13 protein-coding genes are annotated in these 13,725 nt (G+C 73.0%); 10 read left to right on the plus strand and 3 right to left on the minus strand.

Annotated elements, in window-relative coordinates:
- Nucleotides 1–141: 141 nt before the first annotated feature.
- Both AC6H2I_RS28150 and AC6H2I_RS28155 read right to left on the minus strand, forming a co-directional pair.
- Nucleotides 142–573 carry a nuclear transport factor 2 family protein gene (locus AC6H2I_RS28150; protein ID WP_497504100.1) on the minus strand — a complete coding sequence of 144 codons (432 nt, stop codon included), beginning with the start codon at nt 571–573 and terminating at the stop codon, nt 142–144.
- A gap of 65 nt (nt 574–638) precedes the next feature.
- Complete coding sequence (locus tag AC6H2I_RS28155; RefSeq protein WP_497504101.1) at nt 639–1,538, minus strand: LysR substrate-binding domain-containing protein; 900 nt, start codon at nt 1,536–1,538, stop codon at nt 639–641.
- Nucleotides 1,539–1,728: 190 nt separating this feature from the next.
- Between AC6H2I_RS28155 and bla the strand changes: the two genes are divergently transcribed.
- From bla to pcsA, 9 genes are all read left to right on the plus strand, one after another.
- A complete protein-coding gene (gene bla / locus AC6H2I_RS28160) occupies nt 1,729–2,619 on the plus strand; it encodes a class A beta-lactamase (RefSeq protein WP_497504102.1) in 891 nt (296 codons plus the stop codon).
- Between the two features lie 102 nt (nt 2,620–2,721).
- On the plus strand, nt 2,722–3,669 hold the full coding sequence (gene mepA, locus AC6H2I_RS28165) for a penicillin-insensitive murein endopeptidase (RefSeq protein WP_497504103.1): 948 nt from the start codon (nt 2,722–2,724) through the stop codon (nt 3,667–3,669).
- A 114-nt stretch (nt 3,670–3,783) separates the two neighbouring features.
- Nucleotides 3,784–4,701, plus strand: a complete 918-nt coding sequence (locus AC6H2I_RS28170) for a methyltransferase domain-containing protein (protein ID WP_497504104.1) — start codon at nt 3,784–3,786, stop codon at nt 4,699–4,701.
- A 112-nt stretch (nt 4,702–4,813) separates the two neighbouring features.
- On the plus strand, nt 4,814–4,939 hold the full coding sequence (ykgO, locus tag AC6H2I_RS28175; protein ID WP_012973122.1) for a type B 50S ribosomal protein L36: 126 nt from the start codon (nt 4,814–4,816) through the stop codon (nt 4,937–4,939).
- Nucleotides 4,940–5,148: 209 nt separating this feature from the next.
- Nucleotides 5,149–5,763 (plus strand): YceI family protein, encoded by a 615-nt coding sequence (locus AC6H2I_RS28180; protein ID WP_497504105.1) that lies wholly within the window; start codon nt 5,149–5,151, stop codon nt 5,761–5,763.
- Nucleotides 5,764–5,898: 135 nt separating this feature from the next.
- Complete coding sequence (locus AC6H2I_RS28185; protein ID WP_497504106.1) at nt 5,899–7,386, plus strand: FAD-linked oxidase C-terminal domain-containing protein; 1,488 nt, start codon at nt 5,899–5,901, stop codon at nt 7,384–7,386.
- Between the two features lie 14 nt (nt 7,387–7,400).
- Nucleotides 7,401–8,627: a glycolate oxidase subunit GlcE gene (glcE, locus tag AC6H2I_RS28190; RefSeq protein WP_497504107.1), complete on the plus strand. Its 1,227-nt coding sequence runs from the start codon at nt 7,401–7,403 to the stop codon at nt 8,625–8,627.
- A gap of 18 nt (nt 8,628–8,645) precedes the next feature.
- Entirely contained in the window at nt 8,646–9,986 is a 1,341-nt protein-coding gene (gene glcF / locus AC6H2I_RS28195) for a glycolate oxidase subunit GlcF (RefSeq protein WP_497504108.1), read from the plus strand.
- A gap of 76 nt (nt 9,987–10,062) precedes the next feature.
- Nucleotides 10,063–10,806, plus strand: coding sequence for a phosphatidylcholine synthase (pcsA, locus tag AC6H2I_RS28200; RefSeq protein ID WP_497504109.1), 744 nt, complete (start codon nt 10,063–10,065; stop codon nt 10,804–10,806).
- A gap of 4 nt (nt 10,807–10,810) precedes the next feature.
- On the opposite strand, the gene AC6H2I_RS28205 is transcribed toward pcsA, so the two are convergent.
- Complete coding sequence (locus AC6H2I_RS28205) at nt 10,811–12,610, minus strand: acyl-CoA dehydrogenase (RefSeq protein WP_497504110.1); 1,800 nt, start codon at nt 12,608–12,610, stop codon at nt 10,811–10,813.
- A gap of 173 nt (nt 12,611–12,783) precedes the next feature.
- Between AC6H2I_RS28205 and AC6H2I_RS28210 the strand changes: the two genes are divergently transcribed.
- The gene (locus AC6H2I_RS28210; RefSeq protein ID WP_497504111.1) at nt 12,784–13,725 is read left to right on the plus strand and encodes a hypothetical protein; all 942 of its coding nucleotides are present in this window, start codon (nt 12,784–12,786) and stop codon (nt 13,723–13,725) included.

Raw genomic sequence — 13,725 nt, forward strand, 5'->3', positions numbered from 1 at the left:
CCGCTTCGTCTTCTTCTCGATCTTGGCCATCCGGCCGCGCGTCGCATCCGTCCACATACGAAGCTTGAATCATAACACAACGCCAAGGCCAACCGTTTTCAAACGGTCTCTGAGCAGTGCCGTGCATCCTGAACGGATGCTTCAGTGCAGCCGCCGCGGCGGCGCCCCGTCGTCGCCGCCGCCGGGCCGCGACGGGCGCTCGACCCGGGCCTGCGGGGCGACCGGACCGGAGTGGTGGTGGGCGAGGCGCCATTCCTCGTCCTCGCGCACGAACAGGTTGGACGCCATCAGCACCGCCTCGGCCAGCACCTCCTCGCACAGCACCAGCCCGGTGTCGGTGTAGAGGTGAACGGTGGCGTGGCGGGGCCGGATCAAGGTCGCCACCGGGGCGTTCATCAGGTCCTTCCAGCTTTGCATCACCGCCACCCTGCCGCACAGCGGCATCCAGCCGGGGTGCAGGCACACCACCGGCAGCCGCCGCGCCCACAGGGCGTCCATCGCCGCGAAACTGCGGTCGTGCAGGGCGCGGTAGAAGGCCTGGTTGAGGGCGAGCAGGGCGTCGGCGTCGTTCATCGCGGCTGCGCCTCCTTGGCGCCGGTGGCTTGCGCCTCCTTGGCGCCGGGGACTGGTGTGGCATGCTACTCCAAACCGGGCGCCGCGCCATCGCTCCTCGCGGCGGCGACCAGCCAGTCGCGGAACGCCGCCAGGGCCGGCGTCGGCGGTCGCGACTTCAGGCGGGTCAGCCAGTAGCCGCCGACCGCCGCCTCCACCGCGAACGGCTGGCGGACGGCGCCGCTGGCGAGCTGGCGAGCGAACAGCCGGGGCGGGCACAGGGCGACGCCCGCCCCCTGCACCGCCGCCTCCATCATCGCCAGGGACGAATCGAACACCACGCCCTTCAGCAGGGACGCCGGGAAGGGATGCCCCGCGGCGGCGAACCACGTGCCCCACTCGTCGGCGCGGTAGGAGCGCAGCAGGGTGTGCTCGAGCAGGTCGGCCGGACGGCGAAGCGTGTCGGCGATGGCCGGGGCGCACAGCGGCGCCAGGGGTGCGTCGAACAGCGCTTCGGCGTCGAGCCCCTGCCAGGCGCCGTTGCCGAAGCGGATGGCGCAGTCCAGCCCTTCCGCCGCCAGGTCGACCCGGTTGTTGTTGGTCGACAGCCGGACGTCGATGAAGGGATGGGTGCCGCGGAACGCCGCCAGGCGCGGCAGCAGCCAGCCCACCGCGAAGGTGCCCACCGCCCCCACCATCAGCACGTCGTGCAGGTGACCGCCCTCGAACCGCTCCAGCGCCTCGGCCATGCGGTCGAAGGATTCCTGCAGGATCGGCAGCAGCGCCTCGCCCTCGGCGGTGATCATCAGGCCGCGCGGCAGGCGCCGGAACAGGGTGACGTTCAGCCGCCCCTCGAGCAGCTTGACCTGGTGGCTGACCGCCGCCTGGGTGACCCGCAGCTCGATCGCCGCGCGGGTGAAGCTGAGATGGCGGGCCGACGCCTCGAAGGCCCGCAGGGCGTTCAGCGGCAGGTGGGGGCGGACCATGAATGGCCAAATCCAATTTGTGGCTCGTCGTAGATATCGTCGTTTGCGGCCCCGGTCCAGGCGGGATACCAAGGATCGGCTGGTGCTGGAGCGAAGAACGGATGGCACCGGCACAAATCCAACTTGGGGTGGTGCGTTTGCGCTCCGGCCGTCGGCCGGGCGGCCGCACCCCCGTGCGAGGAGCGGTGGAATGGTGATGGAACTGGGCCGGCGCGATGCGGCGGCGCTGCTGGGGTTGGCGCTGGCCGGGGCCCTGGTCCGGCCCCGTGCGGGCTGGGCGGCGGACGACGCGGTCGTCGCGGCGGCTGTGGCGGCGGAGCGGCGGCTGGGCGCGCGGATCGGCGTGTTCGTCCACGACACGGCCGACGGCCGGCAGTGGCGCCACCGCGCCGACGAGCGCTTTCCCATGTGCAGCACCTTCAAGACGCTGGCCTGCGGGGCGCTGCTGGCGCGGGTCGACGCCGGGGCGGAGTCCCTGGACCGGCGGGTGCGCTTCGCCGCCGCCGACCTGGTGTCCTGGTCGCCGGTCACCGAACGTCACGCCGGCGGAGACGGCATGACGCTGGAGGCGGTGTGCGCGGCGATGATGACCCACAGCGACAACACCGCGGCCAACCTCGTCCTCGGCCGGATCGGCGGCCCGGCCGGGCTGACCGCCTTCGTCCGCACCCTGGGCGACGCCGTGACCCGGGCCGACCGCATGGAGCCCGCGGCCAACGAATGCCGTCCCGGCGACCCCCGCGACACCACCATGCCGGCGGCGATGGCCGGCAGCGTCCAGGCGCTGGTGCTGGGGGACCGGCTGGCGGCCCCCTCGCGCGAGCGGCTGACCGGCTGGATGGTCGCCACCACCACCGGCAACGACAAGCTGCGCACGGGCCTGCCGGCGGGGTGGCGCGTCGCCAGCCGCTCCGGCGCCGGGGCCTTCGGCACCACCAACGACGTGGCGGTGGCCTGGCCGCCGGGCCGGCCGCCGGTGATCGCCACCGTCTACCAGACGGGAAGCGCCGAGCCGTTCGCCACCCGCAACGCCGCCATCGCCGGCCTCGGCGGGGTGATCGCCGCGGCGCTGGCGGGGTAGCCGCCGACCCGCCGGCCCTACCTCCGTCCGTCCGTCCGTCCAAACGATTCGTTAACGCCGGTTAGGGTTAAATGGCGACCGTCCTTGCAGGGGGGTGGGGCCATGGGACGGATGGGGATCGGCGCGCTTGCCGGGTTCGGGCTGGCGCTCGGCGTCTTGGCGGCGGGGCTGCCGGCGCGCGCTGCCGGGCTGGAGGCGGGACTCGAGACCGGCGCGGTGCCGGGGATGCCCCACCCGCTGGCGTGGAGCGAGGTCACCACCCCGGCGCGGGGGGCGGCGCGGGCCATCGGCGGCTACGCCGCCGGCTGCGTGGCCGGGGCCGTCGCGCTGCCGGCGGAGGGGGCCGGCTACCAGGTGATCCGCACCAGCCGGCGCCGCCACTTCGGCCACCCGGTGCTGGTCGCGTTCCTGCAAGCCTTCGGCGCCCGGGTCGCCGCCGCCGGACTGGGCACCGCGCTGATCGCCGACATGGCGCAGCCGCGCGGCGGGCCGATGCCGGCGGGGCACGCCAGCCATCAGAGCGGCCTCGACGCCGACGTCTGGCTGCGTCTCGACCTGCCGCGCCTGAGCCGCGACTCGCGCGAAGCCCTGGAAGAGATCAACTTCGTCGACTACGGGCGCAAGCGGGTGATCCCGGCGTGGACGGCCCGCCAGGTCGAGCTGGTGCGCCTGGCGGCCCGCGACGAGCGGGTCGACCGCATCTTCGTCAACCCGGTGATCAAGCTGGACCTGTGCCGGCGCGCCGGGCCGGACCGCGGCTGGCTGGCCAAGGTGCGGCCCTGGTACGGCCATGACGGGCACATGCACGTCCGCCTGTCCTGCCCGCCCGGCAGCGCCGGCTGCACGCCCCAGAAGCCGTTCCCCCCGGGCGACGGCTGCGGCGACGACCTGGCGTGGTGGATGGCCCGGATCGAGCCGCTGCGCCCGATCCCCCCGGACAAGAGGAAGGCGCCGGACCCGGCGCTTCCGGCGGCCTGCGCCAAGGTGTTCCAGGCCGACGGCACGACGTTGGCCGCGGCCGAGCGTCGCGATCCGCGGGGCGGCAATTAACTCCTGGAATACGCCTTTCGGGAGGTCTACCTTGGCCGCGGCGAAACGGCGGCGCGCGCAGGACGGGTGCCTATGGCGGAAAGCGAAAGGAAAGACCCCGGCCCCGCCGGGGGCGTGAGTTTGCGGACGCGCCTCTACGCCTGGTGGGAAGGGTACAACCCGGCCGATCTGGCCCGCCGCGCGGGCGAGGGCGAGGCCTCCCACGACGCGGACGGCGCGGCCGCCATGCCGGCGCCGGCCGCGGAATCCGGCATGAACCGCTGGGGCAAGCCGCTGTGGTCGGCGACCCGCATGGAGGTCGCCGAACGCCTGTGGGGCGAGGGCTTCACGACGCCCGGCGCCACCGACCACGTGCCCTACCTGGTCAAGCCGATGGGGCTCAACCCGGCGATGAGCGTGCTCGACCTTTCGGCCGGGCTGGGCGGGACGAGCCGGGCGATGACCCAGAAATACGGGTGCTGGGTCACCGGGCTGGAGAGTTCGCCGCTGCTCGCCAAGGAGGGGATGAACCGGTCCTTCAAGGCCGGGCTCGAGAAGAAGGCGCCCATCGAGGCCTACGATCCCGAGCGCTTCAGCTATTCCAAGAGAGTCGACGCCATCCTGTACAAGGAGGGCATGTTCGCGGTGCAGGACAAGGACCAGCTGTTCGACGGCATGGAGATCGCGCTGAAGCCGCGGGGCCACGTGCTGCTCACCGACTACGTGCTGATGCCCGACGCCAAGCGCGCCGTGATCGAGACCTGGGCCGACAAGGAGCCGCTGGAGCCCAACCTGTGGTCGGCGGAGCGGATGGAGGGGGCGTTCGCCCAGCGCAACCTCGACCTGCGCATCGCCGAGGACATCACCGACACCCACCGCCACCTGATCCTGGTCGCCATCCAGGCCTTCGCCGGGTATCTGGAGCAGTACGCGCTGACCCAGCAGACCAAGCTGGCGGTGATGGACGAGATCGAGATGTGGGTGCGGCGCGTCGCCGCCCTGGAGGCCGGGCTGCGCTGCTACCGCTTCTACGCCATCAAGCCGGCGGAGTAGGGGGAGCGGCCGGGCCGTTTCCGACCCCATCTCAGCCCGTTGACACCCATGGGGTGCCGCACTATGGTGCGCGCCCTGTACGTAGCCGCCGACCGCACCAGGAAGACCAGTCATGAAGATCGTCAACTCGCTGAAGTCGATGAAGACGCGCCACAAGGCCTGCCGCGTGATCCGCCGCAAGGGCCGCGTCTACGTCATCAACAAGCAGAACCCGCGTTTCAAGGCCCGCCAGGGCTGACACCGGGCGGCCGGCGACCCCGGCCGTGTCTGCCACGACGCGAAACGACGAGCCGCGCCGGACTTCCGGCGCGGCTCGTCGTTTTGCCGCCCGGCGGTTTGCCCCCATCGATTTTCCCCGTCGATTTGCCCCCATTGATTTGACTATGGGGGCGTTTGCGTTCGTCGGCGTATGATCGCGGCATCCATCACCATCGGGAGTCCGCCGAGATGAAGTCGCCGTTGCTCGCCCTGGCGCTGCTGTTCGCCATTGCCCACGCCGGCCCCACCGCCGCCGCGGAGATCCCGGGCAAGGAGGACCCCGCACGAATCGCGGCCGGCGACTACGCCGTCGACCCCGACCACAGCCAGGTCGCCTTCGCCGTGGACCACATGGGGTTCAACGTCTTCCGCGGCCTGTTCGCCGGCCCCACCGGCACCCTGACCATCGACCCGCAGCGCCCGGAGGCGGCGGCCGTCACCATCGAGATCCCGGTCGCCCAGGTCATCACCACCAGCCCGGCGCTGGACGAGCACCTGCGGAGCGCCGATTTCTTCGACGCCGAAGCCCACCCCACGGCGCGCTTCCGCTCCACCGCCATCACCGTCGACGGCACGCGCGCCCGCATCGCCGGCGAACTCACCCTGCGCGGCGTGACACAGCCGGTGGTGCTGGAGGCCCGCTTCACCGGCGCCGGCGTCAACCCCATGCACCACACCCGGACCGTCGGCTTCGAGGCCACCACCACCATCCGCCGCAGCGATTTCGGGGTCAGCTACGCCGTGCCGTCGGTGTCCGACGAGGTCGACCTGGCGATCTCCGCCGCCTTCGAAAAGCCGGAGTGACCGGCCGGGCCGGGGTCGGCGGGGCGTCCGCCCCGCCGAGTCGCCGCCGCCTTGTGCCCCGGGATAAGTGGTGATACCACTTATCCCGCAAACGCCCGCGGTGTGAGACGGGCGGGGTCGAGGAGGAGAGCCGGCATGAGGATGCCCGAGCCGGACCGCGGGGTCATCGCCAAGCGTCGTGAGATCGTCGAGCGCCTGCGCGCCATCGTGCCGGGCGAGGGCGTCATCGTCGACGAGGAGGAGCTGCGCGCCTACGAGTGCGACGGCCTCACCGCCTACCGCCAGCCGCCCATGGTTGTCGTCCTGCCCTCCACCACCGACCAGGTCAGCCGCGTCCTCACGGCGTGCCGCGAGATGGGCGTCAAGGTGGTGCCGCGCGGCGCCGGCACCGGATTGTCGGGCGGCGCCCTGCCGCTGGCCGACGGCGTGCTGCTGGGCATGGGCAAGTTCAACCGGGTGCTCGACATCGACTACGACAACCGCTGCGTCGTCGTGCAGCCCGGGGTCACCAACCTCGGCATCTCCAACGCCGTGGCCGAGCGCGGCTTCTACTACGCGCCGGACCCGTCGAGCCAGATCGCCTGCACCATCGGCGGCAACGTGGCGGAAAACTCCGGCGGGGTGCACTGCCTGAAATACGGGCTGACCACCAACAACCTGCTGGGCGTGGAGATGGTGCTGATGGACGGCACCGTGCTGCGCCTGGGCGGCAAGCACCTGGACCCCGGCGGCTACGACCTGCTGGGCGTCGTCACCGGATCGGAGGGGCTGCTGGGCGTCGTCACCGAGGTGACGGTGCGCATCCTGAGGAGGCCGGCCATCGCCCGGGCGGTGCTGATCGGCTTCCCCGGCAACGAGGCGGCGGGGGACTGCGTGGCGGCGATCATCGCCGCCGGCATCATCCCCGGCGGCATGGAGATGATGGACCGCCCGGCCATCCACGCCGCCGAGGCCTTCGTGCAGGTCGGCTACCCGCTCGACGTCGAGGCGCTGCTGATCGTCGAGCTGGACGGGCCGGAGGCCGAGGTCGACCACCTGATCGACCGGGTCGCCGAGATCGCCCGCGCCAAGGGCTCGGTCAATCTGCGCGTCTCCACCACCGAGGAGGAGCGGCTGAGCTTCTGGGCCGGCCGCAAGGCGGCGTTTCCCGCGGCGGGCCGCATCAGCCCCGACTATCTGTGCATGGACGGCACCATCCCGCGCAAGGCGCTGGCCCTGGTTCTGCAACGCATGCAGGAGATGTCGCAGCGCCACGGCCTGCGCGTCGCCAACGTCTTCCACGCCGGCGACGGCAACCTGCACCCGCTGATCCTCTACGACGCCAACCGGCCCGGGGAGCTGCAGGCGGCGGAAGAGTTCGGGGCCGACATCCTGAAGCTGTGCGTCGAGGTCGGCGGCGTGCTGACCGGCGAGCACGGGGTCGGCGTGGAGAAGCGCGACCTCATGGGCCACCAGTTCTCCGAAACCGACCTGAAGCAGCAGCAGCGCCTGAAATGCGCCTTCGACCCCGACGGGCTGCTGAACCCGGGCAAGGTGTTCCCCGAGCTGCACCGCTGCGCCGAGCTGGGGCGCATGCACGTCTCCGGCGGCGCCCTGCCGTTTCCCGACCTTCCCCGTTTCTGACCCGGGTCCCGACCATGGCGATCACCACCCTCCGCCCCGAGACCCCGGCCCACCTCGTCGATGCCGTGGCCTGGGCGCTGTCCGCGGGCGAGCCCCTGGACCTGCGCGGCCAGGGAACCAAGGCCGGCCTGGGCCGCCCGGTCCAGGCCGCCCATGCGCTGGACCTGTCGGCCCTGGCGGGCATCGTCGCCTACGAGCCGGAGGAGCTGGTGCTCACCGTCAAGGCCGGCACGCCGATGGCCGAGATCCGGGCGCTGCTGGACGAGCGCCGGCAGCACCTGGCGTTCGAGCCGCCCGACCTCGGGCCGCTCTACGGCCGGCCGGCCGGCGGCGGCACCCTGGGGGGCGTGCTGGCCTGCGGCCTGGCCGGGCCGCGGCGCGTCGCCGCCGGGGCGGCGCGCGACCATCTGTTGGGGGTGGAGGGCGTGTCCGGCCGCGGCGAGGTCTACAAGGGCGGGGCCAGGGTGGTGAAGAACGTCACCGGCTACGACCTGCCCAAGCTGATGGCCGGGTCCTTCGGCACGCTGACGGCGCTGACCGAGGTCACGGTCAAGGTGCTGCCGGCGCCCGAGGACACCCGCACGCTGCTGCTGGCCGGCCGCGACGAGCAGGCCGCGGTGCAGGCCCTGACCCGGGCGCTGCAGAGCCCGCACGAGGTGTCGGGCGCCGCCCACCTGCCCGAGGCGGTGGCCGAGCGCACCGGGGTCGCCGCGGTGGTGGCGCTCCAGGCCGGCGTCACGGCGATCCGGCTGGAGGGGGTCGGCCCGTCGGTGGCCGCCCGGCTCGCCGCCCTGACCCTCGAGCTGGGCGCCGACGCCGTGCTGGAGCGGGAGGAGTCGGTGGCCCTGTGGCGCGCCATCCGCGACGCCGCGCCGCTCGCCGCGCCCGCGGACCACGCGGTCTGGAAGCTGTCGGTGCCGCCCGCCGCCGGGGCGGGGGTGGTGGAGGACGTGCTGCTGCGCCTGGGCGACGGGCGGTTCTTCCTGGACTGGGGCGGCGGGCTGGTGTGGCTCGCGGTGCCGCCCGCCACCGACATGGGCGCCCAGGCCGCGGCGATCCGCGCCGCCCTGGCGCTCAGCGGCGGCCACGCCACCTTGATGCGCGCGCCCGAGGCGGTGCGCGCCGCCGTCGACGTCTTCCAGCCGCAGCCCGCCCCTCTCGCCGCGCTGGCGGCGCGGGTGAAGGCGGGATTCGACCCCCGACGCGTCCTGAACCCCGGCCGGATGTACGCCGGGGTGTGAGCGACTGAGGCCCTTGCCATGCAGACCACCTTCACCCTCGACCAGCTCGCCCAGGCCGACGTGCGCGAGGCCGAGCGCATCCTGCGCGCCTGCGTGCATTGCGGCTTCTGCACGGCGACGTGCCCCACCTACGTGCTGCTCGGCGACGAGCTCGACGGGCCGCGCGGCCGCATCTACCAGATCAAGGCCATGCTGGAGAAGGGCGGGCCGCCGTCCGAGTCCACGGTGAAGCACCTCGACCGCTGCCTGTCCTGCCTGTCGTGCGCCACCACCTGCCCCTCGGGCGTCGATTACATGCACCTGGTCGACAACGCCCGGGCGCGGATCGAGCGGACCCACACGCGGCCGCCCGTGGACCGCGCGCTGCGGGCGCTGCTGGCCCGCGTGCTGCCCAACCCGCGCCTGTTCCGCCTGGCCCTGCTGGGCGCGGCCGCGGCGCGGCCGTTCGCCGGCCTGATGCCGCGCCGCCTGCGGGCGATGCTGGCGCTGCTGCCCAAGGGCGGCGTGCCCGGGCCCAGCCCCGCCGACCGGCCGCAGACCCACCCGGCCCAGGGGCCGCGGATCAAGCGCGTGGCCCTGCTGGCGGGCTGCGCCCAGCAGGTGCTGGCCCCGGCCATCAACGAGGCGACGGTGCGGCTGCTGACCCGCCACGGCGTGGAGGTGGTGATCGCCAAGGGGGCGGAGTGTTGCGGCGCATTGACCCACCACATGGGCAAGACCGACCTGTCCCACGCCAGCGCCAAGCGGGCCATCGACGCCTGGTTGGCGGAGATCGACGGGGCCGGGCTGGACGCCATCGTCATCAACGCGTCCGGCTGCGGCACCACGGTCAAGGACTACGCCCACATGTTCGCCGGCGACCCGGTGTGGCAGCCCAAGGCGGCGCGGGTGGCGGCGCTGGCCAGGGACGTCACCGAGCTGATGGCCGGGATCGGCCTGATGGCGCCGGCGGTGGCGACCGGGCAGGCCGTCGCGTACCACTCCGCCTGTTCGATGCAGCACGGGCAGCGGATCAAGGCGCCGCCGCGCGACCTGCTGGGTGCCGCCGGCTTCACCGTGCGCGAGATCCCGGACGGGCACCTGTGCTGCGGCTCGGCCGGCACCTACAACATGCTCCAGCCGGAGCTGGCGGGCCAGCTGCGCGACCGCAAGGTCCGCGCCATCGCCAGCGTGCTTCCCGACGCGGTGGCCGCGGGCAACCTCGGCTGCATCGCCCAGATCGCCACCGGCACCGGCATTCCGGTGGTGCACACGGTGGAACTGCTGGACTGGGCCACCGGCGGTCCGCTGCCCGACGCCCTGCGGGGGCAGCGGGCCTTCGCGGCGGCGGGGCCGGCGCCGGTTCGCGCCGCCGAATAGCCGCGGCACCTGTTGCGCCTGTTTGCGGCGCTTGCGCCGCCTGCTACATCTGTCGGTCTAACCACGGGTGGACGAGATGGACAGCGAGCGCGCGGCGGCGGACATGGACCGCGGCAACACGGGGTACGGCATCAGCCAGCGGCTGTCCGCCTGGGCGGTTCACGCCTTCACCGGCAGCGGCGTCGTGCTCGGTCTGCTGGCGCTGCTGGCGGTGTTCGACGGCAGCCCGGCGATGGTGTTCCTGTGGCTGGGCGTGGCCCTGGTGGTCGACGGCGTCGACGGCACCTTCGCCCGGCGCGCCCGGGTCAAGGACGTGCTGCCGGCCATCGACGGCTCGGCCCTCGACCTCGTCATCGACTACATGACCTATGTGGTGGTGCCGGCGCTGTTCCTCTACTGGTTCGGGCTGCTGCCGCCCCATCTCGGGCTGGCCGGGGCCGGCTGGATCCTGCTGACCTCGCTCTACTGCTTCGCCAACACCGGCATGAAGAGCGCCGACAACTACTTCGTCGGGTTCCCCGCCCTGTGGAACGTGGTGGCGCTGTACCTGTGGCTGCTCGGCCTCGACCCGTGGATCAACGTGGCGGTGATCGTCGTGCTGGGCCTGCTGACCTTCGTCCCCGTCAAGTTCCTTCACCCGTTCCGGGTGCGCCGGCTGATGGGGCTCAACATCGCCGTGATCTCCGCATGGCTGGTCGCCAGCGCCTGGCTGGTCGTCGCCTTCCCCGACCGCCAGCCGGTGGTCTACGGGGTGTGGCTGGCCACCTCGGTCTACTACGGGGCGATGTGCCTGTGGCGCACCCTGCGCGGGCCGGGATGACGCGTCAGAACCGGTCCTCGTCGAGCGCCATCACGGTGTGGCGGGCGGTGCGCACCGAGGCCAGCAGACCGCCGGCCTGGGGCAGGATCTGCTCGGCGTAGAAGCGGGCGGTGACCAGCTTGGCCTCCAGGAAGCCGGCGTCGCCGTCGCCGCGCTCCCGCGCGTCCAGCGCGGCGGCGGCGGCCCGCGCCATCATCCAGCCCCCGGCCACCGTGCCCCACAGACGCAGGTAGCCGGCCGCGCCGGCGGCGGCGGCGGTGGCGTCGCCCGTGTCCTGCGCCGTCACCATCCAGGCCGTCGCCGCCTCCAGCGCGTCCACCCCGGCGGCGAGCGCGGCGGCGATCGCGGCGGCGGCGTCGCCGGGGTGCGCCGACAGGGCGGCGGCGGCGTCGCGCATCTCCGCCTGCAGGGCCGCGGCCGCGGCGCCGCGGTCGCGCCCCACCTTGCGGAACGCGAGGTCGTTGGCCTGGATGCCGTTGGTGCCCTCGTAGATTGGCAGGATGCGGGCATCGCGGTAGTGCTGGGCGGCGCCGGTCTCCTCGATGAAGCCCATGCCGCCGTGCACCTGCACGCCCAGCGACGCCACCTCGCAGCCGAGGTCGGTGGACCAGGCCTTGACGATCGGCGTCACCAGGTCGACGCGCGCCTGAGCGGCGGCGCGCGCGGCGGGGTCGGCGTGCCGGCGCGCGGTGTCGAGCCGGGTGCCGGCGTAGAGCGCCAGCGCCCGGCCGGCCTCCGCCTTGGCCCGCATCTCCAGCAGCATGCGACGGACATCGGCGTGGCGGACGATCGCGACCGCCCCGCCGCGGGGGTCCGCCAGGTCCTTGGACTGGACACGGGTCCGGGCGTAGTCGCGGGCCTGCTGGTAGGCGCGCTCGGCGATCGCCACGCCCTGCACGCCGACGCCGAGGCGGGCGTTGTTCATCATCGTGAACATGTACTCCAGGCCGCGATTCTCCTCGCCCACGAGGTGGCCGACGCAGGCGCCGTCGTCGCCGAAGGCCATCACCGCGGTGGGGCTCGCCTTGATGCCCAGCTTGTGCTCCAGGCTGGCGCAGCGCACGTCGTTGCGCTCTCCCAGGGTGCCGTCCGGGTTGACCAGCCGCTTGGGCACCGCGAACAGGGAGATGCCCTTCACCCCGGCGGGCGCGTCGGGCAGCCGGGCCAGCACGAGGTGGACGATGTTCTCGGCCAGGTCGTGGTCGCCGTAGGTGATGAAGATCTTCTGGCCGGCGATCCGGTAGGTCCCGTCGCCCGCCCGCACGGCGCGGGTGCGCACCGCGGCGAGGTCGCTGCCGGCCTGGGGCTCGGTCAGGTTCATGGTGCCGGTCCATTCCCCCGACACCAGGCGCGGCAGGTAGAGCGCCTTCTGCTCGGCGCTGCCGTGCTCGCTCAACAGGTCGACGGCCCCCTGGGTCAGCAGCGGGCACAGGCCGAACGAGAGGTTGGCGCCCTGCCACATCTCCTGCACCGCGAACTGGACCGTCCAGGGCAGTCCCTGGCCGCCGTGCTCGGGGTCGAAGGGCAGGGAGTTCCAGCCGGCCTCCACGAACTGGGCGTAGGCGGCGGCCCAGCCCTCGGGCGTGCGGACCACCCCGTTCTCCAGCACCGATCCGGTGCGGTCGCCCACCGTGTTGAGCGGCGCCAGCACGCCGCCGGCGAACTTGCCGGCCTCCTCCAGCACCGCGTCCACCAGGTCCGGGGTGGCGGCCTCGCAGCCGGGCAGGGCGGCCACGCGGTCGAGCCCGACCACGTGGTTCAGCAGGAAGCGCAGGTCGGCAACGGGGGCGGCATAGGGGATCATGGCGGTGGCGGTCCTTCCCGGTCGTGGTGCCCGGTCGTGGCGGATCTGGCGTCCGCTTGACGTGCGCGTCACCATACCGTGTCGCATGGCGGCTGGCGAGCCTCCCGCGGGCGGCCGTGTGGCACGCCGCTTGCTGAACGGTGGGCGACCCCTGACCCGAGGACGCCCGTGCCATGACCGTCGCCGCCCTTGCCCGCCAAGCCGAAACGCTGGTCCAGCGCGCCCAGGCGCCGCGCGGCCCCGCCGACGTGGAAGCCGCGGTGCGCAACGCCGCCAAACGCACCGGGGTCGATTTTGCCTATCTCATGGAAAAAGCTGCCGTCGAGAGCGGTTTCCGCACCGACGTCAAGGCCAGCACCTCCAGCGCCACCGGGCTCTACCAGTTCATCGACCAGACCTGGCTGAACACGGTGAAGGCGCACGGCGACAAGCATGGGCTGGGGACGTACGTCGACGCCATCCAGACCCGCAGCGACGGCCGCGCCGTGGTCTCCGACCCGGCGCTCAAGCGCACGATCCTCGACCTGCGCAAGGACCCGGAGGTGTCGGCGCTGATGGCGGCGGAGTTCACCCGCGACAACATGGAGGCGTTGCAGGCCAACGTCGGCGGGAAGATCGGCTCCACCGAGCTGTACCTCGCCCATTTCCTGGGCTCGGCGGGGGCCTCCAAGTTCCTGAACGCCATGAAGGAATCGCCCCTGGCCCCGGCGGCCGACCTGTTCGCCGGCGCGGCCGGGGCCAACAAGGCGGTGTTCTACGACCGCACCACCGGCGAGCCCAAGTCGCTGCGGGCGATCTACGACCGCTTCGCCGCCAAGTTCGACGAGACCGGCGGCCCGCTGATGTCGGCGGCGACCAACGCCACGGAGCGGGTGCGCCGCGGCGACATGCCCGACGGCTTCACCATCCAGGTGCCGGCCGCGGCGGCCAACCCGGCGGGGGCCAACCCGCTGTCGATCTACCAGGTGCTGGCCCTGAACGCGCTGGAGACGCCCGACGAGGCCGACACCAACCGCGAGCGCGACCCCGACGCGCCCAAGCGCATGCGCGACGAGCCCGTGCGCACCCAGCAGACTTACGAGACCGGCCTGGGCCTCGGCCTGGCGGAGATGTGA

Source organism: Azospirillum sp. NS33 (assembly GCF_059703765.1).

What these genes read in the sequence shown, in the direction of transcription:
- ykgO (WP_012973122.1), top strand. Translation starts at nt 4,814, where the DNA reads ATGAAGATCGTCAACTCGCTGAAGTCGATGAAGACGCGCCACAAGGCC.
- glcE (WP_497504107.1), top strand. Translation starts at nt 7,401, where the DNA reads ATGGCGATCACCACCCTCCGCCCCGAGACCCCGGCCCACCTCGTCGAT.
- bla (WP_497504102.1), top strand. Translation starts at nt 1,729, where the DNA reads ATGGTGATGGAACTGGGCCGGCGCGATGCGGCGGCGCTGCTGGGGTTG.
- glcF (WP_497504108.1), top strand. Translation starts at nt 8,646, where the DNA reads ATGCAGACCACCTTCACCCTCGACCAGCTCGCCCAGGCCGACGTGCGC.
- AC6H2I_RS28155 (WP_497504101.1), bottom strand. Translation starts at nt 1,538, where the DNA reads ATGGTCCGCCCCCACCTGCCGCTGAACGCCCTGCGGGCCTTCGAGGCG.
- AC6H2I_RS28185 (WP_497504106.1), top strand. Translation starts at nt 5,899, where the DNA reads ATGAGGATGCCCGAGCCGGACCGCGGGGTCATCGCCAAGCGTCGTGAG.
- AC6H2I_RS28210 (WP_497504111.1), top strand. Translation starts at nt 12,784, where the DNA reads ATGACCGTCGCCGCCCTTGCCCGCCAAGCCGAAACGCTGGTCCAGCGC.
- mepA (WP_497504103.1), top strand. Translation starts at nt 2,722, where the DNA reads ATGGGACGGATGGGGATCGGCGCGCTTGCCGGGTTCGGGCTGGCGCTC.
- AC6H2I_RS28150 (WP_497504100.1), bottom strand. Translation starts at nt 573, where the DNA reads ATGAACGACGCCGACGCCCTGCTCGCCCTCAACCAGGCCTTCTACCGC.
- AC6H2I_RS28205 (WP_497504110.1), bottom strand. Translation starts at nt 12,610, where the DNA reads ATGATCCCCTATGCCGCCCCCGTTGCCGACCTGCGCTTCCTGCTGAAC.
- AC6H2I_RS28180 (WP_497504105.1), top strand. Translation starts at nt 5,149, where the DNA reads ATGAAGTCGCCGTTGCTCGCCCTGGCGCTGCTGTTCGCCATTGCCCAC.
- pcsA (WP_497504109.1), top strand. Translation starts at nt 10,063, where the DNA reads ATGGACAGCGAGCGCGCGGCGGCGGACATGGACCGCGGCAACACGGGG.